The sequence below is a fragment of the Candidatus Paceibacterota bacterium genome (assembly GCA_028716825.1).
In the GTDB taxonomy this organism is placed as follows: domain Bacteria; phylum Patescibacteriota; class Minisyncoccia; order Minisyncoccales.
On record JAQUPA010000008.1, the window covers coordinates 1 to 22,167 of the forward strand.

The 22,167-nt window shown below is 33.5% G+C and carries 19 protein-coding genes, 2 tRNA genes and 1 pseudogene; 21 read left to right on the forward strand and 1 reads right to left on the reverse strand.

The genetic code is table 11. The features are described from left to right. A partial coding sequence (locus PHI88_01935) for a DNA polymerase III subunit alpha (protein ID MDD5551897.1) occupies positions 1-3,037 on the reverse strand: 3,037 nt, incomplete at its 3' end. A gap of 581 nt (positions 3,038-3,618) precedes the next feature. On the opposite strand from PHI88_01935, the gene PHI88_01940 reads away from it, so the two are divergent. The 21 genes and pseudogenes from PHI88_01940 to PHI88_02040 all read left to right on the forward strand — a co-directional run bounded on the left by PHI88_01940 (position 3,619) and on the right by PHI88_02040 (position 22,167). Further along, positions 3,619-4,272 carry a ribonuclease HII gene (locus tag PHI88_01940; GenBank protein ID MDD5551898.1) on the forward strand — a complete coding sequence of 218 codons (654 nt, stop codon included), beginning with the start codon at positions 3,619-3,621 and terminating at the stop codon, positions 4,270-4,272. A 194-nt stretch (positions 4,273-4,466) separates the two neighbouring features. Continuing rightward, positions 4,467-4,634: pseudogene (gene rpmF / locus PHI88_01945) on the forward strand (50S ribosomal protein L32). A gap of 120 nt (positions 4,635-4,754) precedes the next feature. Then, a complete protein-coding gene (nusB, locus tag PHI88_01950; protein ID MDD5551899.1) occupies positions 4,755-5,597 on the forward strand; it encodes a transcription antitermination factor NusB in 843 nt (280 codons plus the stop codon). Positions 5,598-5,662: 65 nt separating this feature from the next. Continuing rightward, positions 5,663-6,361, forward strand: coding sequence for a ribonuclease III (rnc, locus tag PHI88_01955; protein MDD5551900.1), 699 nt, complete (start codon positions 5,663-5,665; stop codon positions 6,359-6,361). Between the two features lie 24 nt (positions 6,362-6,385). Further along, a complete protein-coding gene (rpsP, locus tag PHI88_01960; GenBank protein ID MDD5551901.1) occupies positions 6,386-6,892 on the forward strand; it encodes a 30S ribosomal protein S16 in 507 nt (168 codons plus the stop codon). Between the two features lie 35 nt (positions 6,893-6,927). After that, complete coding sequence (gene ppsA / locus PHI88_01965; GenBank protein ID MDD5551902.1) at positions 6,928-9,318, forward strand: phosphoenolpyruvate synthase; 2,391 nt, start codon at positions 6,928-6,930, stop codon at positions 9,316-9,318. Positions 9,319-9,419: 101 nt separating this feature from the next. Continuing rightward, positions 9,420-10,553 carry a LysM peptidoglycan-binding domain-containing protein gene (locus PHI88_01970; GenBank protein MDD5551903.1) on the forward strand — a complete coding sequence of 378 codons (1,134 nt, stop codon included), beginning with the start codon at positions 9,420-9,422 and terminating at the stop codon, positions 10,551-10,553. Between the two features lie 40 nt (positions 10,554-10,593). Further along, positions 10,594-11,361 (forward strand): RlpA-like double-psi beta-barrel domain-containing protein, encoded by a 768-nt coding sequence (locus PHI88_01975; GenBank protein ID MDD5551904.1) that lies wholly within the window; start codon positions 10,594-10,596, stop codon positions 11,359-11,361. A gap of 83 nt (positions 11,362-11,444) precedes the next feature. Beyond that, positions 11,445-11,518 (forward strand) — tRNA-Arg (locus PHI88_01980). Positions 11,519-11,555: 37 nt separating this feature from the next. Then, a tRNA-His gene (locus PHI88_01985) sits at positions 11,556-11,627 on the forward strand. 113 nt (positions 11,628-11,740) lie between these two features. Further along, positions 11,741-12,373: a hypothetical protein gene (locus PHI88_01990; GenBank protein ID MDD5551905.1), complete on the forward strand. Its 633-nt coding sequence runs from the start codon at positions 11,741-11,743 to the stop codon at positions 12,371-12,373. 85 nt (positions 12,374-12,458) lie between these two features. Next, positions 12,459-12,689 (forward strand): hypothetical protein, encoded by a 231-nt coding sequence (locus tag PHI88_01995; protein MDD5551906.1) that lies wholly within the window; start codon positions 12,459-12,461, stop codon positions 12,687-12,689. Positions 12,690-12,752: 63 nt separating this feature from the next. After that, positions 12,753-14,093, forward strand: coding sequence for a L,D-transpeptidase (locus PHI88_02000; protein MDD5551907.1), 1,341 nt, complete (start codon positions 12,753-12,755; stop codon positions 14,091-14,093). A gap of 8 nt (positions 14,094-14,101) precedes the next feature. Then, positions 14,102-14,989, forward strand: coding sequence for an ABC transporter ATP-binding protein (locus PHI88_02005; GenBank protein MDD5551908.1), 888 nt, complete (start codon positions 14,102-14,104; stop codon positions 14,987-14,989). A 29-nt stretch (positions 14,990-15,018) separates the two neighbouring features. Continuing rightward, on the forward strand, positions 15,019-15,843 hold the full coding sequence (locus PHI88_02010) for an ABC transporter permease subunit (GenBank protein MDD5551909.1): 825 nt from the start codon (positions 15,019-15,021) through the stop codon (positions 15,841-15,843). An 82-nt stretch (positions 15,844-15,925) separates the two neighbouring features. Next, entirely contained in the window at positions 15,926-17,065 is a 1,140-nt protein-coding gene (gene pilV, locus PHI88_02015; GenBank protein ID MDD5551910.1) for a shufflon system plasmid conjugative transfer pilus tip adhesin PilV, read from the forward strand. A gap of 30 nt (positions 17,066-17,095) precedes the next feature. Continuing rightward, positions 17,096-18,010 (forward strand): BadF/BadG/BcrA/BcrD ATPase family protein, encoded by a 915-nt coding sequence (locus tag PHI88_02020; GenBank protein MDD5551911.1) that lies wholly within the window; start codon positions 17,096-17,098, stop codon positions 18,008-18,010. A 77-nt stretch (positions 18,011-18,087) separates the two neighbouring features. Continuing rightward, positions 18,088-19,107, forward strand: a complete 1,020-nt coding sequence (locus PHI88_02025; protein ID MDD5551912.1) for a bifunctional phosphoglucose/phosphomannose isomerase — start codon at positions 18,088-18,090, stop codon at positions 19,105-19,107. A gap of 160 nt (positions 19,108-19,267) precedes the next feature. Next, positions 19,268-19,516 (forward strand): 30S ribosomal protein S15, encoded by a 249-nt coding sequence (rpsO, locus tag PHI88_02030; protein MDD5551913.1) that lies wholly within the window; start codon positions 19,268-19,270, stop codon positions 19,514-19,516. Continuing rightward, positions 19,513-20,013, forward strand: a complete 501-nt coding sequence (locus tag PHI88_02035) for an NYN domain-containing protein (GenBank protein ID MDD5551914.1) — start codon at positions 19,513-19,515, stop codon at positions 20,011-20,013. The genes rpsO and PHI88_02035 overlap by 4 nt, the downstream gene beginning before the upstream one ends. Positions 20,014-20,022: 9 nt before the next feature. Further along, positions 20,023-22,167, forward strand: coding sequence for a polyribonucleotide nucleotidyltransferase (locus PHI88_02040; protein ID MDD5551915.1), 2,145 nt, complete (start codon positions 20,023-20,025; stop codon positions 22,165-22,167).

The window sequence follows — 22,167 nt, forward strand, 5'->3', positions numbered from 1 at the left end:
GAAAAACAAGAATTTCAATTTTTCCAGTGAGATCTTCAATTTCTAAAAAAAGCATTGGTTCCCCCTGTTTTGTTATAATTTTTTGGATTTTTGAAATAACGCCAGCAACTTTTACTCTTTGGTTAGCGAAAGAGTGGTTAAGGTCATTAATTGATAGATGATTTTTTACTTTTTCTTTGAAATTATCCATGGGGTGAGAAGAAACAAATACTCCAAGAAGTTCTTTTTCCCAAGTTATTTTATCATCTTCTGTTATTTTTTCTTTATTTTCTTCTAATTTTATTTTTACAGCGGAAGAGCCTCCTCCAAAAAGAGACATATCACCATTTTCTTTTGTTTTTTGGGAACTTCTTGCGTATTCAAGAATTTTTTCAAGATTGTAAAGAAGTTTACCCCGTTCTTCTAAATTATCAAAGGTACCTGACTTAATTAGGCTTTCTATTGATTTTTTATTTAAAACTTCTTTGGGCATTCTTTCAACAAAGTTTTCAATTGAATTAAATTGCCCATCTTTTTTTCTTTCTTCAACAATTTTTTCAACAACATTCTGGCCAACGTTTTTAATAGCGGTTAGACCAAAACGAATGTTGTCGTTATCGACAATAGTAAATTTCGAAAGACTTTCATTAATATCTGGAGGCAGGACTTCTATTTTCATTTTTTTTGTTTCTTCAAGTAAAATTCTAAGTCTATCTAAGTTTTTTTGTTCAGTATTCATTAAGATGGTCATAAACTCGATAGGGTAGTGGGCTTTAAGATATGCAGTTTGGTATGCTATCATTGCATAAGCTGTCGCGTGAGCTTTATTAAAGCCATATCTTGCAAACGGTATTACCCAATTCCAAATTTTTTGAGCAAGTGATTTGTTAAAGCCATTTTTTATCATTCCACCGACAAACTTTTCTTTTTGTTCCAAAAGCAAGCTTCTAATTTTTTTTCCAACAGCTTTTCTTAAAAAATCAGCCTCTGCCATTGTAAATTCTGCCAGTTCCCTTGCTATTCTCATAAGTTGTTCTTGGAATATACATATACCGAAAGTGCTTTCTAAAATTGGTTTTAATTTTACATCGAGATATTCAACTTGTTTTGTGCCGTGTTTTCTTGCGATATATTCTGGAATAAACTCCATTGGACCGGGCCTATAAAGTGCAACCATTGCGATGATATCTTCAAAAATAGTTGGTTTTAATTCCTTTAGATATCTTTTCATTCCATCAGACTCCAACTGGAAGACTCCTGTTGTGTTTGCGTCGCGCAGAAGCTTATAAGACTCTTTATCATCAAGCGGAAGTTTTGAAATGTCGATGTTGATTTTGTGAAGTTTTTTAACCAATTTTAAAGTTTCTTCAATAATCGTAAGGTTTTTAAGACCTAGAAGATCCATTTTTAAAAGCCCCAGTTTTTCTATTGTATGCATTTCATATTGGGTGATAATAGTTTCATCACCATTTTGAGATGCGCGTTGCAGGGGGATAAGCTCGGTTAGAGGATTATCTGCGATTACAACACCACAAGCATGAGTTGAGGCGTGCCTTGCGACGCCTTCAAGTTTTTTTCCTATGTCAATCATTTTTTTTGCCTTTGGATCTGTTTTATATATTTGTCTAAACTCTGCCACTCTTCCTATAGATTCATTGAGCGTCGCAAAGAGAGGAATCATTTTTGCGATTCTGTCACAATAAGTGTAATTATAACCAAGAGACCTTCCCACATCTCTTATTACTTGTTTTGCTGCCATTGTTCCAAAAGTTATAATTCTTGCCACTTTATCTTGGCCGTATTTTTTTGCTACATATTCTATCACCTCATCCCTTCTTGTATCTGCAAAGTCGAGGTCAATATCAGGAAGTCCGGCGGCCCTATCAGGATTAAGAAATCTTTCAAAAAGCAAATCATATTTTAAAGGATCTACTTCTGTTATATCCAAAAGATAGGAGACTAAAGAACCGGACGCCGATCCTCTGCCTGGTCCTACAACAATTCCATTTTCTTTTGCCCAATTTACAAAATCCCAAACGATTAAGAAATAAGAAGAAAAATTCATCTTTTCAATAACAGAAAGTTCGTATTTAAGCCTTTCTTTAACCTCAGGAGTTTCTTTTTTAAAGCGTTCTTTTATCCCTTTCTGGCATAACTCTTCTAAATATTTATCGGGTTTTTCCCCATTTGGTACTTTAAAATGAGGAAGTTTTGTGTCATTAAGTTCAACATCTACACTGCACATTTCTGCTATCTTTTTAGTATTTTTAATTGCCTCAGGAACATTTTTAAAAGCTTTTTTAAATTCCTCTTCTTTTTTAAAAGATAAATTTTCGTTTTTCATCGTTAACCTTTCTGGATCATCTGGTTTTGCGTTTGTGTTTATTAACATTAAAATATCTTGAGCTTCGGAGTCTTCTTTTTTTAAATAATGAACATCGTTCGTTGCAACAAGTGGAATATCAAATTTTTTGGACATTTCTATCATGGCTTTATTTGCTTTTTCTTGTTCCGGAATACTTGGATGACTTTGTATTTCAAGATAAAAACTATCCTTTTCAAACATTTCTTTATATTTTTTTGCTAATTTTTCCGCCCCATCAATTTTTCCGGAAAGAATCAACCTTGGTATTTTTCCCTGAATGCAAGCAGTCATACAAATCAAATTATCCGTATATTTTTCAAGCAACTCCTCGTCAATTCTTGGTTTGTAATAAAAGCCATCAAGCCAGGCCTTAGAGGTTAACTCAACTAGGTTTTGATAACCCTTAAAATTTTTTGCAAGCAAAATTAAATGATATCTTGCATCATCAATATTTGGTCGACGTTGAGTCATTTTTTCTTTTGCAAAGTAAAATTCTTGCCCAATAATTGGCTTTATACCAACCTCTTTCGCTTTCTGATAAAACTCAATCGCACCATACATTGTGCCATGATCCGTAATTGCAACAGAATCCATGCCTAGTTCTTTTGTATAATTTAAAAGTTCATCGATTTTTGGCAGTCCATCGAGGAGAGAATAATGAGTGTGGACGTGAAGATGGGTGAAATCTGACATAATAGAGTAAATAATAATTAGTAATTTAAAATACAAAAATAAAAATTACCAGTTGCTAGTTACCGGTTGTTTCTTTGATTTTTATATTAATATACTTTATTTAAGGTGGGTTTTCAAATTAACAAATTTTGCTGTTGACTCTCTTTGAGATTGTGATAATAATTGGTGTGGAGGTTAAGATTTAAGTTAAGGAGGTTTTAATGTTTGCTTATAACAGGCCAAGGAAAATAATCCTTGGAAGAGACGATCTCGTTTTTTTTGAGGGTTGGAGGATTAGCAGGAATGCTCTTGACAAAAAAGTCTTTCCGGTCTTCGGAGAGATTCTTCAAAACACCAATCGGAACTCAATGCTCATAGAGGAGGTGTTAAGAAAAAAATTGAAAATTATCTGTCCGTGTGGATCCGAATGGATTTTACTTGTGCTGGACAGAGAACGCAGCATCTTTCAATATGAGTGCAGGGGGTTTAATTGTCACAAGAAAGTGACAGTAAACCTTCATCCGTTGCGTTTTTGAGGACTTATAGGTGGTACTGGCTTGGGGCGGATCTTGTTTCCGCCCCATTATTGTTATAATTTAAAAATGAAATACCCAAACTTAAGTGAGGAAAAAAAACTTTGGAAGAAAGGATATAAAAGAATAGTCTCTCTTGATGAAGCAGGTAGGGGTGCTTTGGCGGGTCCTGTTTTTGTGGGAGCAATAATCTTAAATAAAAATATAAAAAATAAAAACGAAAGATTTAAATTTAAAAGCTTGTTAAAGATTGTAAAAGATTCAAAAAAATTATCACCACAAAAAAGAGAAAATATTTTTAAAATTTTAATAAGTTGTTCGTTCCTTGAATATACTGTAAGTATGGTTTCAGAAGGGATTATTGATAAAGCGAACATTAAAAATGCAACAGAACTTGCAATGGAAAGATGTGTTGCTAAATTTAAAAGAAGACCTGATTTTTTAATAATAGACGGTAAACACATTAGTTCAAAAAAATTAAAAAAGATAGAACATAAGCTTATTGTTAAGGCCGATGAGAAAGTTTTTTCTTGTGCTGCTGCTTCTATTATTGCCAAGGTTAAAAGGGATAGGTTTTTAAAAAAAATAGACAAGAGATATCCCGAGTATGGTTTTTGTAGGCACAAGGGTTATGGAACAAAATTTCATAAAAAAAGAATAAAAAAATATGGTTTTTGCAAGATCCATAGAAAAACCTTCAGGCCAATTAGAGATGAAAGATAATTTAAAACTTGTAAGATTAAATTTTTCTGCTATAATTTTGAACGAAGTAAAAATTTCAGCCCGAGGCTGATCGGCCTTTGGCCGAAATGCGTAGCTCCCATAATTTTGAGCAGATCGAAAAATTAATGCGTAGCTCCCATAATTTATAAATTAATTCCCTAGATTTATAGTAGCTCGTTTTTTTATTTAGATTTATGGCAGTTCCAAAACAACGTCACACAAAATCAAGAAGAAACAGAAGAAGATCCCATCTTGCATTAAAAGAACGGTCTCTTTCTGTTTGCCCAAAGTGTAAGCAAACTGTTTTACCACATAACGTTTGTCAGAATTGTGGTTATTATAAAGACAATCAAGTCATTGATGTTTTAGCAAGGCTTGAGAAGAAAGAAAAAAGACAAAAGGAAAAAGAATTAAAAGAAGCAGATAAAGAACAAGTAAAAAAACCATTATCGATGGAAGGACTTTCAAAAAAATAAAAACTTATGGCCTATCGACATCTTTCTCGTTCAATTGCGATGCAATCTCTATATGAATGGGATTTTTTAAGATTAAAAACAGATAGCCTCAAAGAAATTACCGACCGCAATGTTAAAGAATTTGCTCCCGGTATGGACGATGTGGACTTTGCAAAAAAAATTGTTAAAGGCGTCATTGATCATTTAAGCGAGATTGATAAGATAATTGAAAAATGCGCTCCTCAATGGCCTCTTCCGCAAATTAATATAATTGATAGAAATGTTTTGCGCATAGGAATTTACGAACTTCTTTTTAGTAATAAAGAAGAGGTACCCCCAAAGGTAGCTATTAATGAAGCAATTGAGTTAGCAAAGAATTTTAGCGGGGAAACTTCTGGTAAGTTTGTAAACGGAGTGCTTGGTACAATATATAAAGAGGTAGAGGAAGTTGAGAGTCAAACAGAAAAAAATCAAGAAATATTGGGCGGGGGAGCGGTTTTTAGAAAAAAAGACGACAAATGTCAGATAGCGCTTGTTTTAGATGTTTTTAATCACTGGACTTTTCCAAAGGGGCATATTGAGAAAGGGGAAAAATTAGAAGAAGCAGCCCTAAGAGAAGTTAAGGAAGAAACTGGTCTTAAAAATTTAAAAATTATTAAGAATTTAGGAGAGAGAACATATAAAGAAGGCACGAGAAAAGTTACTGATTTTCTTATTCAAGCCGATGAGAAGGAAGAGTTAGAGTGCGAGAAAAGTTCTGGTATAAAAGATGTAAAATGGTTTTCTTTAGAAGAGATACCCTCCTTAAAACAATATAAAGGAGTAAGAAAGACGATGGAAGAAGTAATTGACTATTTGAAAAAAAAGTGATAATAAAATTTCTTAAAGAATTCCGCAGTTTAAAGTAGTTCAAAAAAATTTTATAAAAAATAATTATGGAGAAGAAAATTTCTTCTCTCGAGAAAATTCTCGGCGTTCATTTTAAGGATAAGGAATTATTAAATCATTCCTTAACGCATAGATCATATTTAAATGAACACCCAGAATGTTCTTGGGAGAATAATGAAAGATTAGAGTTTTTGGGAGATGCTGTTCTTGAGTTTGTAGTAAGCGATTATCTTTATAAAAAATTTGAAAAACCAGAGGGCGAGATGACGGGGATGAGGGCAGCTATTGTAAGGACAGAAACATTATCTGATATTGCAAAGGACATTGGAATAGAGGAATTTTTATATCTTTCTAAGGGGGAGAAAAACGATAAAGGCAAAGCAAGAAAATATATTTTAGCCAATACGCTTGAAGCGATAATTGGAGCAATTTTTATCGATCAGGGAACTGTAAAAGCAAAAGATTTTATCGAAAATAAGATTTTATCCCGGGTGAGCGATATTTTAAGCGAAAAAGACATAAAAGACCCAAAAAGTAAATTTCAAGAACTTGCGCAAGAAAAATTTAATATTACGCCCATTTATAAAGTCATAAGAGAGTGGGGCCCTGAGCATAAAAAAAATTTTTTAATAGGTGTTTATTTAAAAAATAAATTAATTGGAGAAGGAGAAGGTTCTTCAAAACAGGAAGCAGAAGAAGCTGCCGCAAGGAAGGCATTTAAGGAAATCATTAGCAACAAATTTTAACAAATTATTAATTTTTATAAAATTATGTTAGTAATAAGATTACAAAGAGTAGGTAAAAAGAATCAGCCATTTTTTAGAATAGTATTAGCAGAGAAAACAGCTCCAATAAAAGGAAAGTTTATCGAAAAACTTGGTTTTTTAAATACTATAAAAAAAGAGAAAAAAATAAATGCAGAGAAAATAAAATATTGGATTGGAAGAGGAGCGCAACCCTCAGATACTGTTTATAATATTTTATTGGAAGAAAATATATTAAAAGGCAAAAAGAGGTTTGTTAAAATTAAGAAGAAGAAAGAAAAGAAAAAAGAAGTCGAAGAAAGTAAAGAGGGTATAAAAAAAGAAGAAAAGAATGAAACCAATGGGAAAGAAGTCAAGGAAGAGAAAAAAGAATTAGAAAAAAAGGAATCAAAAAATGAAATTGAAAAAGAACAAAAGACTAAAGGAGAACAAAAGACTAAAGGAGAACAAAAGAAAGAAGAGCCCTCTCCTGAAAAGCCTAAAGCAAAGGAAGACAAAGAAAATAAAAAGTAATTTATTAGTGAGCCTTAAATTAACTTTTTAAAATTATGGCTCGTCAAATAGTTTGGTTTAAAGATACGGGGATAGAAGATGTGTCGCTGGTTGGCGGCAAAAATGCTTCTTTGGGTGAGATGATAAGAGAGTTAAAAAGCGAAGGTATAGCTATCCCCGATGGTTTTTCTTTAACGTCAGAAGCTTATTTTAGTTTTTTAGAAGAGGCAGGAATAAAAGAAAAAATTAAAGGGATAATTTCGAAAATAAATGCCAATGATGTAAAAGACCTTCGTAGAAAATCAAACCAAATAAGAGATCTAATATTAAATTCTAGGATTCAAAAAGATCTTGAGGAAAAAATAATCTATTTTTACCAAAAACTTAGCAAAGAATACGGCGAGAAAAATACCGATGTTGCTATTCGTTCAAGCGCCACAGCAGAAGATTTACCAACAGCTTCCTTTGCTGGAATGCATGAAACTTATCTTAACGTGAGAGGAAGGAAACAATTATTATCTTCTATTAAAAAATGCTTTGCTTCTCTTTTTTTAGCAAGGGCTATTTCTTATAGGGAAGAGAAAGGATTTGACCACATGCAAATTGCAGTTTCAGTTGGCGTTCAGAAAATGATAAGATCTGACCTTGCTTGTGCTGGGATAATGTTTACGCTTGATACAGAAAGCGGTTTTCCCGACATTTCTGTTATAAACGGAACATGGGGACTTGGAGAAATGATAGTTAAGGGAAGAATCACTTCCGATGAATTTTTTGTAGCAGAGAGAATGCTCCTTAAGGGATTTCCCGCGATAGTTAAGAAAAAAATAGGAACAAAAAAGCTTAAAATGATAAGGGGTAGTAGAGGAAATTTAACAAAGACAGTAAAGACTTCAGAGAGAGAACAAGACACTTTTGTTTTGTCGGACGATGAAGTATTAAAGCTTGCTTACTGGGGAATTAAAATTGAACAGCATTATTCAAAGAAAGCAGGGACTTGGCAGCCAATGGATATTGAGTGGGCAAAAGACGGCAAAAGCGGCAAATTATACATAGTGCAAGCAAGGCCCGAGACAATACACAGGGGAGAAGAAAAGAAAAGTTTTGTGGAATATCAAATGAAGAAAAATCCAAAAGTTTTAGCGCGCGGAATTTCAATTGGCCAGAAAATAGGGCAAGGCAGGGCGAATGTTATTGGTGATATAAAAGGCATCGGCAGGTTTAAAAAAGATCAAGTTTTAGTTACTGAAATGACAGATCCTGACTGGGAGCCGATAATGAAAATGGCCTCAGCCATTGTAACAGATGAAGGTTCAAGGACCTGCCATGCAGCTATAATTTCCCGTGAGCTTGGAATACCCTGTGTTGTGGGTACAAGAGACGGCACAAAAAAAATAAAATCAGGGAAATTTATTACCGTAGATGGTTCAAGAGGAGAAGGGGGGTTTGTTTATCAGGGCAAGGTTCCTTTTTTAATTAAAGAGCATAAATTTAAGGACTTGCCAAAGACAAAAACAAAAATTTGTTTAAATATAGGCTCACCAGAATCAGCTCTCGCAGCTTCTTTTTTGCCAGTTGATGGCGTAGGTCTTGCCAGGGAGGAGTTTATATTTACTTCAGAAATTAAAGTTCATCCACTTGCTTTATTAAACTTTAATAAACTTGATAAGAAAACAAAAAAAGAAGTAGAAAAAATTACCACCGGTTATGACGATAAAAAAGAATTTTTTATAGAAAAGCTCGCTCAGGGCGTTGGAAGAATTGCAACTGCTTTTTATCCAAAGGAAGTCATTGTGAGGTTTTCTGATTTTAAATCAAATGAATATGCCCAGCTTGTTGGTGGAAAACTTTTTGAACCCAGTGAATCAAATCCAATGATCGGTTGGCGTGGAGCATCACGTTATTATTCAGAAGAGTTTAAAGAAGCTTTTTCTTTAGAGTGTAAAGCTATTAAAAAAACAAGGGAAGATTATGGATTAAAGAATATTGCAGTTATGGTCCCGTTTTGTCGCACACTAGAAGAAGGCGAAAAGGTGGTTGAAATAATGTCACGAAATGGACTCACAAAAGGAAGAGATGGTCTTAAAGTTTATGTAATGTGTGAAATTCCTTCTAATGTAATATTAATAGAAAATTTTCTTGATATTTTTGACGGAATTTCGATTGGTTCAAATGATTTAACCCAGCTTACTTTGGGAATAGATAGAGATAGTGCTATTTTGGCTAATCTTGCAGATGAGAGAAATGAAGCTGTTAAAAAGTTGGTTGCAAATGCTATAAAAGAATGTAAAAACAGAAGAAAATATTCTGGTATTTGCGGAGATGCTCCCTCTACATTTCCTGACTTTGCAAAATTTTTGATTGACAACGGTATTGAAAGTATTTCTATAAACCCTGACGTTGCCGTAAAAACAAGACTAATTATAGGCGAGAAAGAGAAAGAAAAATAATAAATCCCGCAAAAACTTCTTTACCCCTTGACAAATTTTTTTGTATGAGTATACTGCTTTGAAGGTGAGGTTGTTGACCTCATTTTTATTTAGGCCAAAAAATGCCCGTAAAAAGGCTTTTACCTATTGGTAAAATCGCCAAAATTAAATATTTCGTAAAAAAAGAAGAAGGGAAAATTATATTGAAACTGCTTTTTTCAGGGGCGGTTTTTTTAGTTTCTTTGTTGGTAGTAGAAAATCCCGTTATATCTTCTGGGAGTAAAGCAAACGTTAATGATACGTCTCTTTTTTCCGCAGATGTAAGTTTTTCCCAGGAAGATTACAAAAAAGAAAATTGTACCACTCTTGCAGAAGATAATTTAAATCAAGATATTGATGAAGGTACGGTGGCTGCTGTAAACAACTATACGGTTGTAAGTGAAGTTGAAAAAGAACAATCAATTAGTGGTCAAGATTATGCAAGTAGTTCTTCAGAAGGCGATAATCGCAGAAAGAAAAGTGTAGAATATTATGTAAAGGAAGGGGATACCCTCTCTACTGTTGCTTCTAAATTCGGGATAAAAATGCAAACTTTGCTATGGGCGAACAATTTAGACGCGCTTGATGTTATACAACCAGGCGATAGGCTTGCTATTCCTCCAGAAGATGGCGCAATGTATAGGGTTGAGGTGGGGGATACTCTGCTTTCTGTTGCAAATAGATATGACTGTGATATTAACGAAATTGTAGAATACAATCAGCTGGATGCAAATGTAATTGTCGAGGGACAACTATTATTTTTACCAGGCGGAGAAAAGCCAGAACCAGTTCCATCTTCCAGTCTTGCTTCTAATGATGATTCTAGTTCATCTGAATCCGATTATTCATCCAGTTCTTATTTGAGTTCGGAAAGTAGTTTTTCAACGCCAACTGTTCGTTATGGTGGCGGGTCGCACGGATTCCCTTATGGTTATTGTACTTGGTATGTTGCGCAGAGAAGAGGTGGTGTTCCTTGGGGTGGAAATGCTTCTGCTTGGCTATCAAATGCAAGCGCTGCTGGATATGCTACCGGCTACACGCCAGTTCCTGGTGCCATTATGGTAACAAGAGAAAGTTGGTGGGGACACGTTGCATATGTTGAGAGTGTTTCGGGAGGTAGCGTTAGAATTTCCGAGATGAATTATAATGGTTGGGGAGTAGTAAGTTCGAGATCTCTTTCTAAAAACTCTTGGAAAATTCGAGGATACATTTATTAAAGTTGTTGTGGGTATTATCCGAAAATTGTTTTTTCCAGTAATGATATTAACCTTGATAGTAGTGCCTGTTTTTAAAAATATAAGCGCCGAAAAGGATTCGGCCTTTTTAGATGGAAAAGAACTTTTAGTGGTGGATAATGGTTTTGAATTTAAAATTAGAGCAATTGGCAATGGCAGTGAAGAGATTTTAAGAAACAGCGGAATTGTTGTTGGCGAGAAAGATATAGTTTTTCCTGCAAAACCAAAAGAGGGGCAGAAAATTATTATTTTAAGAGCAATGCCACTGTCTTTAAATATATTTGGAAAAAGTGAGGAGATATTTACTTCCAAGAAAACCGTTAAGGAGGTTTTAGAAGAGGCGGGTTTTAAAGTTTCTAAAGGAGTATTTATAAATTACAGCTTAGGAGAAGAAGTTTCTCCTGGTATGAAAATTAAAATTTGGAAAAAGAAAATAGTAAACCCAATAACAGAAAAAAAACCAAAAATAGAAATAAAAAAAGAAGTAAAACTAAATACAGTTAAACAAAAACCAAAAGCAGCGCCAAAAATTCAAAAAACAGGAGAAACACAAACCGGATCTGCTTCATGGTATAGTTATATTCCGGGTAATTATTGTGCTTCTTTGACATTCCCTCGCGGAACAAAACTTCTTGTAACTAACCTTTTAAACGGCAGAAGTGTTATTGTTGTTGTTAATGATAGGGGACCATTTAACGGAAGAGTAATCGATCTTGAAAGAAATGCTTTTTCTAAAATTGCTTCACTTTCTGCAGGAACTGCAAGAGTAAAAGTTGAGAGAGTTAAGTAGTTATAGGTTTTAATAAATATTATCTCCAAAAGAATTTTTATTGAAAAATTCTTTTTTTATTGCTAAAGTAAAAATATAATAATGCCCTCGTGGCTTAACTGGATAAAGCAGGACCCTTCTAAGGTCAAGATTGGAGGTTCGAGTCCTCCCGAGGGCATCGCGTAAATAAATTTTGTTTACAAAATTTTCACGCGGTGGACGTAGTGTAGTGGTTAGCACAAGAACCTGTGGAGTTCTTAGGGGGAGTTCGAATCTCCTCGTCCACCTTGAATGTTCAATATATTGGACAAAAACCCGAAGTGAATTCCTTGGGTTTTTGTTTTATGGTAGAATGATTTAACTTCAAAAAGGTCGTATACTAAAAATATCAAAACATAATATGTTCATAGACCAAGAAGCTAAAACAAGCTGGCCAGCTTTAATTGTAGTCTTTATAATAGCCCTTGCCATTGGAGGTGGTATATATTATTGGCAATCACAACAAGAAATGCCAGATCTAGCAGAAACAACACCTACCCCAACACCAACAGCAAGTTCTACACCCACAGATGAGACCGAAAAAGAAATTAAAGGTCAGGAAATTTCTTACAAAGACCAAGAGCATGAATTTTCATTAGTTATACCAGAAGATATTAGTTATAAAAAATCAAAAGAGGAAGGAGCTCCTATTTTCAGATTTTATGGTGATCCTGAAAAATATGCACATTTTTTTCCCCCGGAGAAAGTAGACTATGGCCAACAAGAAACCATTACTTTAGAGGCGCAGACATATGATAAAAAAAATTGGGAAGAGAATATTAAAGGAACTACACCTATTAAGATAAACGGAAAATCTGGATTGCAAATGATTCATACAAGGGGAGCTGATGAATATACGACTAAGAATTGTAAAAAGACTGTTCTTATTTTTATTAAAACTGATAGAAACATATATTCTTTTTTCACTTGCGATTATACCTTAAATAGAGAGCTTCTGAATGAAATATTTAGTAGCTTTGAAGTAACTAAGTAATTAATTTTTTTTGGAAATAGGTTCTAACTTCGTCCACTAGAAAGATCTTAGAAAATCTCAAAAAAGGCAACGAAATCTCCCCAAAATGGAGATTTTGTGGTATACTTTAGAAATGAGTAAAAAGCAACAATTTTTATTAGAGCATAATAAATTATCTCCTCAGGGACTGAAGGCTACAATGTCTTTGCTTTCTCGTTTTCGGATAGAAAAGCCAATGCTTTTTAAAGACAATGAATGGTCCATAGAGAAATTAAGAAGGCCATTTTTGATATGGCTTGTATCTTTGACACCCGGAGAAAAAGAAAACATAGGTTAATTAAAGTTGATTTAATATTTCGATACTTTTCTTGTTTGTTTTTTACTGATATAATTAAAAAACATGAAAAATTTAAAATCTCTAACTAAAGGAGGATTAATTTTTTTAATATTTTCGTCTTTGTTTTTTATTAGCCCAAAAATATTTGGAGCGGATGTTTTAGTTATAAACAATGCTTCACAATATACCAAGATACCCTCTGTAACTTTAACAATAGATGCTACAGCAATAGGATTTGACGCAGTTGATATGCGTTTCTCAAACGATAATTCTTCTTGGACAAATTGGGAAAGCTATGCTACGAATTATAGTTGGGATATAACGAATATTCTTTATGGAGGTGATACTGGTCAAGGCGTAAAAAATGTCTATGTTCAATTTAGAAACGGTATAGGCGATCCTTCCTCAGTACAAAGCGATAATATAATTTATGATACAACTTCTCCCCTTGGGACTATAAAAATAAGAAATGGCAGTAGACACACAAGATTTTCTCGTGTTTTGTTAAATCTTTTAGCCACAGATAATCTTTCGGGAGTTCTTTATATGCGTTTTTCAAACGGAAGAAATAAATGGACTGGATGGAGAGTTTATAATACTTTATATGGATGGGATTTAAATGATGTAAGTTATGGGGGAGTGATTTCACAAGGCAGAAAGAGAGTTTATGTTCAATTTAAGGATAGGGCAGAAAATGTTTCTGCTTTAACTCCTGATGCTATAATTCATGATAAAAATTCACCCAAGGGAAATGTCATAATTAACAGACGAGCCGTCTCTACAAAATCTGCGCGTGTGATTTTATCTATTAGGGCTAGAGACAATATTTCAGGATTGCGATATATGCGTTTTTCAAACAATTCAAAAAGATGGACAAGATGGAAGCGTTACAAGAGAAGATATCGATGGCTTTTAACAAAAAGATACGGAGGGACGAATACAGCAGGAACAAAATGTGTGTATATTAAATTTAAGGACAGGGCAGGGAATATTTCTGGGCCCATAAAAGATTGTATTTATTTAAATGGTCCTGGGGGTACAAAACGCATTGAAATTGATCTTTCTTCCCAGACCCTAAGTTTATTTAGGGGCAGCGTGAGAATTGCCCGCTATTTAATTTCAAGCGGCAGGCCCGGAATGGAAACTCCGAGAGGAAGATTTAGAGTTTTAGGTAGAGAAATAAATCATTGGTCACGAAAATATTCTCTTTATATGCCATATTCCCTAAGATTTTATGGGGATTTCTTTATCCACGAACTTCCTTACTGGCCAGGAGGATATAGAGAAGGAACATGGCACCTTGGTATTCCTGTTTCCCATGGTTGTGTAAGACTTGGTATTGGGGCCGCAAGAAGGGTTTATAGATTTGCTAAAATAGGCACGGGTGTTTTTATTCATAGATAATAATAAAAATGCAAGCAATTATAAAAACAAAAAATCTTACAAAATATTACGGAAAAACTCGAGGAGTGGAAGAACTTAATTTAGAAGTTAAGAAAGGAGAAATTTTTGGATTCTTAGGTCCAAATGGTGCCGGAAAGACAACAACAATAAGGCTTCTTTTGCATTTAATAAAACCAACTTCTGGAGAGGCTTTTATATTTGATAAAGAAGTTGGGAGAAGCTATATAAAAATCTTAGGAGAAATTGGGTATTTGTCGGGAGATTTAAATCTTTATGGAGAAATGACCGGAAAGCAACTTTTAAAATTCGCCGGTTCTTTTTATAGAAATAATTTTGAAAAATTTCAAAAAGAAGCCACAGAAAGATTGGGATGCGAACTTAATAAATCCTACAAGAGTCTTTCGAGCGGAAACAAACAAAAGATAGGAATTTTACTTGCGATATTTCACAAGCCCAAGCTTTTGATTTTAGACGAGCCAACTTCAGGCCTTGATCCTTTGACCCAAAATGAATTTTATAAATTGTTGTTTGATTTGAAAGAGAAGGGAACTACTATATTTTTTTCTTCACATAATCTTCCGGAAGTTGAAAAGGTCTGTGATAGGGTTGGTATTATAAGGGAGGGTCGTCTTGCAGATGTCGAGACAATAGACGAGATAAGAGGACACAGGCGGAAGGAGGTCGAAATTTATTTTGTTGGTCCTTATAAGAAAAAAGATTTTTCAAGCATTAAAGATATTGAAATTTTAGAGGCAAGAAAAGAATATATACGTCTTTTTGCAAAAAGTTCAGCTACAGAGCGCTTAATTAAAATTTTGGCAAATTATAAAATAAAAGACATTAATTTTTCTTACCCTGACTTAGAGGATGTTTTTTTGAAATACTATGGGAGCTGACGCATTAATTTTTCACTTCGTTCAAAATCATGAAAAAAATTAGACTGCCAATTAATTTTTCATTTTTTAAAAAGATTTTTCTCGACAGAAAGTGGAGTATTATTACATATTCAATGATTGTTGCTATCTATGGAGTTTTAATGATAGCAATGTTTCCCAGCTTTAAAGAATCAAATATAGATTTTGAGGAACTTTTTAAGGCCTACCCAAAAGCATTTATAGAAGCTTTTGGAATTAATGTTAATAGTTTTACAACGATCGAGGGTTTTCTTTCTGGCGAATATTTTTCTTTAATGTGGATTATAATTTTGGGTATCTTAGCTTTTTCTTTAGGCTCTAGAATTGTGGCCGGAGAGGTAGATAAAGGAACTTCTGAATTTTCTTTTACCTTGCCCTTACGAAGAATGAAGTTGGTTTTGAGTAAGTTCACCGCTTCGTATGTAATTTTATTAATTATAGTTTTTATAAGTTTATTAAGCGTTGGTCTTGGTATTCATGGGATAAACGAGAATCCTCGAGTTAAGGGTCTTATAGTAATGTTTTTAGTTGGAGCAGTATTAAGTTTCTTTCTACTCGCTTTTGCCACAGCAGTTTCTTCTCTTTTGGGTAGTAAAGGGAAAGTTTATGGTGTGTGCGGAGGATTTTTATTGATTTCTTACATGCTTCATATATTTAATGGTATAAGTGCGAGGGCAGCAGATTTTTATTTTCTTTCATTCTTTAAATATTATGGCTCGCCAGATAAAATTTTACTTACTGCGGAAATAACAGGAAAAAACATAGCAGTGTTTTTAATTGCGGGCATTGTTTTATTAGTCTTTAGCCTTATTATGGCAGAAAAAAGAGATTTATAATAAAGGTCGTAAATAACTAACAACCAACAACCAACAACAAGAAATATTATAAGTTGTAGGTTGTAAGTCGTAAGTTAAACTCATGCAAAAAAGAAACTTCATTTTATCAACAATTTTAATTTTCAGTTTATTGTTAGTAGGTATATATGTCTATGCTGATGAAAATTCTTTAAATAATCCTGGCCACAGCTGGGACGAGATGGATTGTGATACACAAATGTGTGTTGGAGCTAATGTTGGTGTAGGAACTGCAAGTCCAGGATACAAACTTCATGTTTCTGGTACTAGTTACGTTAGTAGCAATTTTTACGCTCCAATCATGTATGATGCTAATAATACAGACTATTACCTTAACCCAAATTCTGGATCGCAGATTAGCACAATTTATGCTAATAATTGGTTTAGGGCCCAAGGGAATACAGGACTATATTTTCAAGACTATGGTGGTGGTTGGTATATGACAGATTCAACTTGGGTAAGAGCATACAATTCAAAGCCTGTTTATTCGCCGGCCGAGATAAGGTCTGGAGCTTTGTTAAGGGCGCCCAGTTTTACAGATTTGGATAATAGTGGTTACTATGTTAATCCAAATGGAGTAAGTAAATTTTATCAGATTGATGCTGCTGGATATGCAAATATAAGTGGTAATGTTGTAGCTAGTGCAGGTAACGCTAATATTCATATAGGAAAAGGTTCAGATATTCCTTTTCTTTACTCTCCATCGTATGATTTTAAAATACTGGTTGGTGGAGGACATAATCTATATGTGAGAGATCAAAATGGTGGAAACGCCGCAGCCTTACATGTTAATACAATCTATTACAGCGCTTCCAATCAACCACTTTCTTCTGAAAAGTACAAAAAAGATATAGTTAGCTTTAGTAATAATGACTATCGAAAGATTTTAGACACACTCGAGAACACAAATCTTTATTCATACAAATGGAAAGACAAAGAATACGGCAAAGACACTCAAATTAACCAAAATGGAACCCAAATTGGTTTAATTTCAGAAAAAATACCAAAGACTTTTAGAAAAGGGGAAGGATATTCTCGCGATATTTATTTGCATTATGTCTTTGGAGGAGTTAAAGCTCTGATTCTAGAAAATGAAGAGCAGGAAAAGAAAATAGAAAATTTGGAAAAAAGGATTGAAAAATTAGAGAAAAGCAATTTTAGCTCCAAGAATCAAAGTTTCTGGAGTGAGATTTTAAGTAGATAAAATTTCTCTCAAGAATAGCAAAATAGAATAATGGTAAAAAACCAAGAAATTTTTTTGGGAATTGATGGTGGTGCTACAAAAAGCACTTTAGTTTTAATTGATGCAGAAGAAAAGAAAATTTTTAAAGCAGTAGGCAGATCTCTAAACTTAAGAAATATAGGTAAAAGAAATTTTTTAAATAATCTTAATTCTCTTTTAAAAAAAATAAAACCCTCTTTTAAAAAAAACATAAAAGGAGCTTATTTTGGTTTAGCTGGCGTTGATAGTAAAGAGGATAAAAAAAATGTCACAGAAGCAATTAAAAAAATTAGTAAAAAAATACTACCTTGTCCGTTTGTTGTAGTAAATGACATTGAAATTATTTTACCTTCAGTGGGTCTTCAAGATGGAGTTGTTGCAATTTGCGGAACTGGTTCTAATTTTTTCGCCAAAAAAGACAAAAAAGAAGCTTTTGCTGGCGGGTTAGATTATATTCTAAGCGATGAAGCGGGTGCTTTTGATATAGGGGTAAGGATTTTAAGAGCGGCAGTTAAATCTTTTGACGGAAGAGGAGAGGAAAGCATTTTAGAAGAAATGGTTCTAAGAAAAACCGGGGTAAAAAATATTAGAAATCTTACAAATTTTATCTATAAAGGAAATAAAAAAACTAAAGTTGCGTCTCTCGCTCCTTTACTTGCGGGAGCAATTGAAAAAAAAGATAAGGCGGCAGGGGTAATTTTAAAATCTGTTCTGGAAGAGATATTTTCTGGAGTTTCTGCTGTTGCAAAAAGAGTTGGACTCAGAGATAATTTTTATATAGCAATAGTTGGGAGTGTTTTTCATAATAAATTCTTAGTTGATGAAGTTATTGAGGGGGCGAGAAAAAAATTTAAAAATGTTAAAATTACAATGGTTCCAGAACCAGAAGTAGGCGCAGCAAAATTAGCAAAAAAGAAGTTTGGATAAATAAATTTTAAAAATATGGAGCTTCGCATAATTTGATAAATTAAATTTGGAGTTGACGCATTAATTTTTACAAAATTATGAAAAATGAAAACTCAGAGTCCAACAATATGAGAAGAGTTATTTTGGATTTTCCAAAACAATTTAGAGTTGGCCTGGACGCTGTGAAAAAAACAGTTGTAAATCGCAAGTTAAAAAATATAAGCAATATTATTATTTGTGCGATGGGCGGATCGGCTTTACCAGGGAATGTTTTGAAATCAGCGAATGCAAATTTACGATTCACGAAATTGCCGATATTTATACATAGAGACTATGGTTTGCCCAGCGAAGCAAAAAAGGAATCATTAATTATTTGTATTTCTTATTCTGGCGATACAGAAGAGACAATATCCGCTTTTAGAGAAGCGAGAAAACGGAATTTAAAAATGGCTGTAATTACATCTGGTGGTAAAATACTTAATCTTGCAAAAAGGAATAATATACCACTTGCAATAGTTCCTTTTGGTATTCAGCCAAGGTGTGCCCTTGGTTACCAATTTGCATCTCTAGCAAAGATACTTTCAAATTTTGGTGCCATAAAAAGCATTGATAGACAGCTTTTGGCTATGGAAAAATCACTTAAACCAGAAAGAATTGAGCAGAGTGGAAAAAAAATAGCAAAGAAACTTAAGAATTCTATTCCTGTAATTTACTCTTCTGGCAGTTTTTCCTCCCTTGCTAAAATTTGGAAAATAAAATTTAATGAAAATTCAAAAATTCCCTCATTTTTTAATTTTTTTCCAGAATTAAATCATAACGAGATGGTGGGAATTGGAGAAACAAAACTAAAAGAAGCAAAAAAGATTCTTAAAATCATTATAATTCGAGATAAGAATGAGGATAGAAATATTTTGAAAAGAATGAGCGTTATGGCGAATATTCTAAAAGAAAAGAAATTCGACATATTCTTTATAGACGTCAAAGAAAAAGGATTTTTTGAAAAGTTTTTTTCAAATATTTTACTTGGCGACTGGGTTTCTTATTATTTAGCTCTATTTCAGAAAATAGACCCTAACCCAGTATTGTTAGTTGAAGAATTCAAGAAAAAAATAAAATAAAATAAAAAATTTCTCGAATTTTGAACCGTTTTAAGCTTGGTGATTTTTGCTATTTTGGGAAAATTGTGGTAGAATGGTTTTGTCCCAATTAAAATAAAGTCGATGGAGGTTAATTGGCGTTTTTACGCATTTGTCTACTATATGGTGGACTTAAAGAGAAATGAAAAGGGAAAATATTATTAAAAAATACAGGACTCATAAGACAGATACGGGGTCTGCAGATGTGCAGATCGCTATTTTAACAGAGGAAATTAGTAATTTAGCAGAACATTTAAAGAAGAACAAAAAAGACAATTCTTCGCGACGCGGGCTTTTAATGAAAGTCGCTCAAAGAAAGAAATTACTTGATTATTTAAAAAGAGAAGACGAGAAAAGATACGAGTCTATTAAAAAGAAATTAAAGTTATGAGCATTATTACACACTCAGAACAAAGAGTGGGAGTATTTATTGACGTTGAAAACCTTTATTATTCGGCAAAGAATCTTTTCGGGGCAAGAGTAAATTTTAGGCAACTTTTAAAAGATATAGTTGGCCAGAGAAAATTAATAAGAGCAATTGCTTATGTCATTAAAACAGAAAAAGGAGAAGAAAAACCATTTTTTGATGCACTTTCAAGGTTGGGGATTGAGAACAAAGAGAAAGAACTTCAAGTTTATAGCGGTTTTAAAAAGGCAGATTGGGATGTTGGAATTACTGTGGATGCGATAAAAGTCTCTTCGCTCTTGGATGTTGTAATAATTTTGTCTGGCGATGGAGATTTTTTGCATTTAGTTCAGTATTTACAAAATTTAGGCAAGCAGGTTGAGATTGTTTCTTTCGGGAAGAGTACTTCTTCAAAGCTAAAAGAGGCAGCAGATAGATTTTTCGATATTGGAAAATCGAGAAAATATCTTTATAAGAAATAATTTTATAATATGGTTTACGAGCAGGAATTTTTGGGAAGAAAACTTAAAATAGAAACAAACTTTTTGGCGTCTCAAGCATCAGGCTCGGCGCTTGTTTCTTTTGGAGAAACGGTTGTTCTCGGGACTGCTACAATGTCAGAGAATGAAATTGAGGCAGATTTTTTCCCTTTGACCGTTGACTATGAAGAAAGATATTACGCCTCGGGAAAGATAAAAGGTTCTCGTTTTATGAGGAGAGAGGGGAGGCCTTCTGAAGAGGCGGTTCTTGTCGCAAGATTAATAGATAGAGCAATCCGTCCTTATTTTTCAAGCAGTTTAAGAAAAGAAGTTCAAGTTGTTTTAACTGTTTTTGCTTTTGATGGTAAAAACGATCCAGACTTTCCAGCTTTTATTGCCGCCTCAATTGCACTTGCAATTTCTAATATACCATGGAAGGGGCCAGTTGCTGGAATGAGAATTGCTAATATTGAAAACGAAAATAAAACGATTTTTTTACCTACTTACGATCAAAGACAAAAAGCTATTTTGGATTTTTTTGTCTCAGGCGTAAAAGATGTAAACGAAGATATTCTTTTTAATATGATAGATGGTGAAGCTCAAGAGGTGGGCGAGGAATTAGTATATAGATCTTTTTTAGAAACTAAAGATTATCTTAAAAAAATTATTAATTTCCAAGATAATATTATAAAAAAGGAAGCAAAGGAAAAAGTAGCTTTTGATAAAGATGTAAAAGATTATAAGAAAATATACAAAAAAAACGAAAAAAAGATTAAAGAAAGCCTGCTTCTTTCTGCGGAAGAGGATGATAAGTCAAAGAAAAAATCAGTACTTGTTAGAGAGAAAATTAAAGAAGAAGAAGAAATTGACAGCTACCTTTTTGAATATTTTGTAGAAAAAGTTTTACATGATATGATTTTAGATGAAGATCTTAGGCCAGATAAACGAAAAATTGATGAAATCAGGGAGATAAAGACGAGTGTGGGTATTTTACCACGTACCCATGGTTCAGGTCTTTTTTGCAGGGGACTTACTCATATTTTATCAACATTAACATTGGGAGCGCCGGGAGACGAACTTTTGCTTGAGGGTATGGAAATTGAAGGGAAAAAGAGATTTTTACATCATTATAACTTTCCTCCTTATTCCGTTGGAGAAGTTGGTAGAATAGGATCACCCGGAAGAAGAGAGATTGGCCATGGAGCATTAGCAGAGAAAGCTCTAAGATCCGTTATACCCACCTCAGAGGAATTTCCTTATACAATAAGAATTGTCTCTGAAGCTTTATCTTCTAATGGTTCAACCTCTATGGCATCTGTTTGTGCTTCTTCTTTGGCTCTTTTTGATGCTGGAGTTAAAATAAAAGGAGCAGTAGCTGGAATTTCCTGCGGACTGGTGATTGAAGAAACTCTTGAGGAAATTTTAGATTTAGAAAAAAAAATAAAGCCAATTTCGGAAAGAAAATATAAAATTTTGACTGACATTCAGGGTCCAGAAGATGGGTTTGGAGACATGGATTTTAAAGTCGCAGGAACAGAAAAAGGAATTACTGCTGTTCAAATGGATATAAAAATAAGAGGTCTTACAGATAAGATTTTGAAAGAGAGTTTTGAAAGAGCAAAAAAAGCAAGGAAAGAAATTCTAAATCAAATGTCAAAGTCACTATCATCTCCGCGTTCTGAACTTTCACCTTTTGCCCCTTGTATTTTAACAGTTAAAATTAACCCAGAGAAAATAAGAGAAGTTATAGGGCCCGGAGGGAAAGTTATAAATACAATTATTGAAGAGACGGAAACTTCAATTGATATTGAAGAAGATGGTATGGTTTTTATAACAGCCGAAAATAAAGAAAATGCTAAAAAAGCAATAGATTGGATAAAAAATATTACAAGGGAATTAAAAGTTGGTGAAAAATTTAAAGGAAAAATTACAAGAATTTTAGATTTCGGATTAATAATTGAGCTTTTACCAAACCAAGATGGACTTTTACATATTTCTTCTATCCCTAATAAACTAAAATCGGGGCCACTTGATAAAAATTTTAGGCCAGGACAAATTATACCAGTTGAAATTAAGGGAATAGAAAAAGATGGCAAAATAAGACTTGGTTTTGTCCTCGGAAATGAAAGTTTCTTTTCTCAAAAAAAACCAAAATAA

Bases quoted from the DNA above. Each gene is read 5' to 3' on its own strand.
- PHI88_01940 (MDD5551898.1), top strand. From the start codon at position 3,619: ATGAAATACCCAAACTTAAGTGAGGAAAAAAAACTTTGGAAGAAAGGA.
- PHI88_02025 (MDD5551912.1), top strand. From the start codon at position 18,088: ATGAAAAATGAAAACTCAGAGTCCAACAATATGAGAAGAGTTATTTTG.
- ppsA (MDD5551902.1), top strand. From the start codon at position 6,928: ATGGCTCGTCAAATAGTTTGGTTTAAAGATACGGGGATAGAAGATGTG.
- PHI88_02005 (MDD5551908.1), top strand. From the start codon at position 14,102: ATGCAAGCAATTATAAAAACAAAAAATCTTACAAAATATTACGGAAAA.
- rpsP (MDD5551901.1), top strand. From the start codon at position 6,386: ATGTTAGTAATAAGATTACAAAGAGTAGGTAAAAAGAATCAGCCATTT.
- PHI88_02010 (MDD5551909.1), top strand. From the start codon at position 15,019: ATGAAAAAAATTAGACTGCCAATTAATTTTTCATTTTTTAAAAAGATT.
- rnc (MDD5551900.1), top strand. From the start codon at position 5,663: ATGGAGAAGAAAATTTCTTCTCTCGAGAAAATTCTCGGCGTTCATTTT.
- PHI88_01995 (MDD5551906.1), top strand. From the start codon at position 12,459: ATGGAGATTTTGTGGTATACTTTAGAAATGAGTAAAAAGCAACAATTT.
- pilV (MDD5551910.1), top strand. From the start codon at position 15,926: ATGCAAAAAAGAAACTTCATTTTATCAACAATTTTAATTTTCAGTTTA.
- PHI88_01970 (MDD5551903.1), top strand. From the start codon at position 9,420: ATGCCCGTAAAAAGGCTTTTACCTATTGGTAAAATCGCCAAAATTAAA.
- rpsO (MDD5551913.1), top strand. From the start codon at position 19,268: ATGAAAAGGGAAAATATTATTAAAAAATACAGGACTCATAAGACAGAT.
- PHI88_02035 (MDD5551914.1), top strand. From the start codon at position 19,513: ATGAGCATTATTACACACTCAGAACAAAGAGTGGGAGTATTTATTGAC.
- PHI88_02000 (MDD5551907.1), top strand. From the start codon at position 12,753: ATGAAAAATTTAAAATCTCTAACTAAAGGAGGATTAATTTTTTTAATA.
- PHI88_02020 (MDD5551911.1), top strand. From the start codon at position 17,096: ATGGTAAAAAACCAAGAAATTTTTTTGGGAATTGATGGTGGTGCTACA.
- PHI88_01990 (MDD5551905.1), top strand. From the start codon at position 11,741: ATGTTCATAGACCAAGAAGCTAAAACAAGCTGGCCAGCTTTAATTGTA.
- nusB (MDD5551899.1), top strand. From the start codon at position 4,755: ATGGCCTATCGACATCTTTCTCGTTCAATTGCGATGCAATCTCTATAT.
- PHI88_01975 (MDD5551904.1), top strand. From the start codon at position 10,594: ATGATATTAACCTTGATAGTAGTGCCTGTTTTTAAAAATATAAGCGCC.
- PHI88_02040 (MDD5551915.1), top strand. From the start codon at position 20,023: ATGGTTTACGAGCAGGAATTTTTGGGAAGAAAACTTAAAATAGAAACA.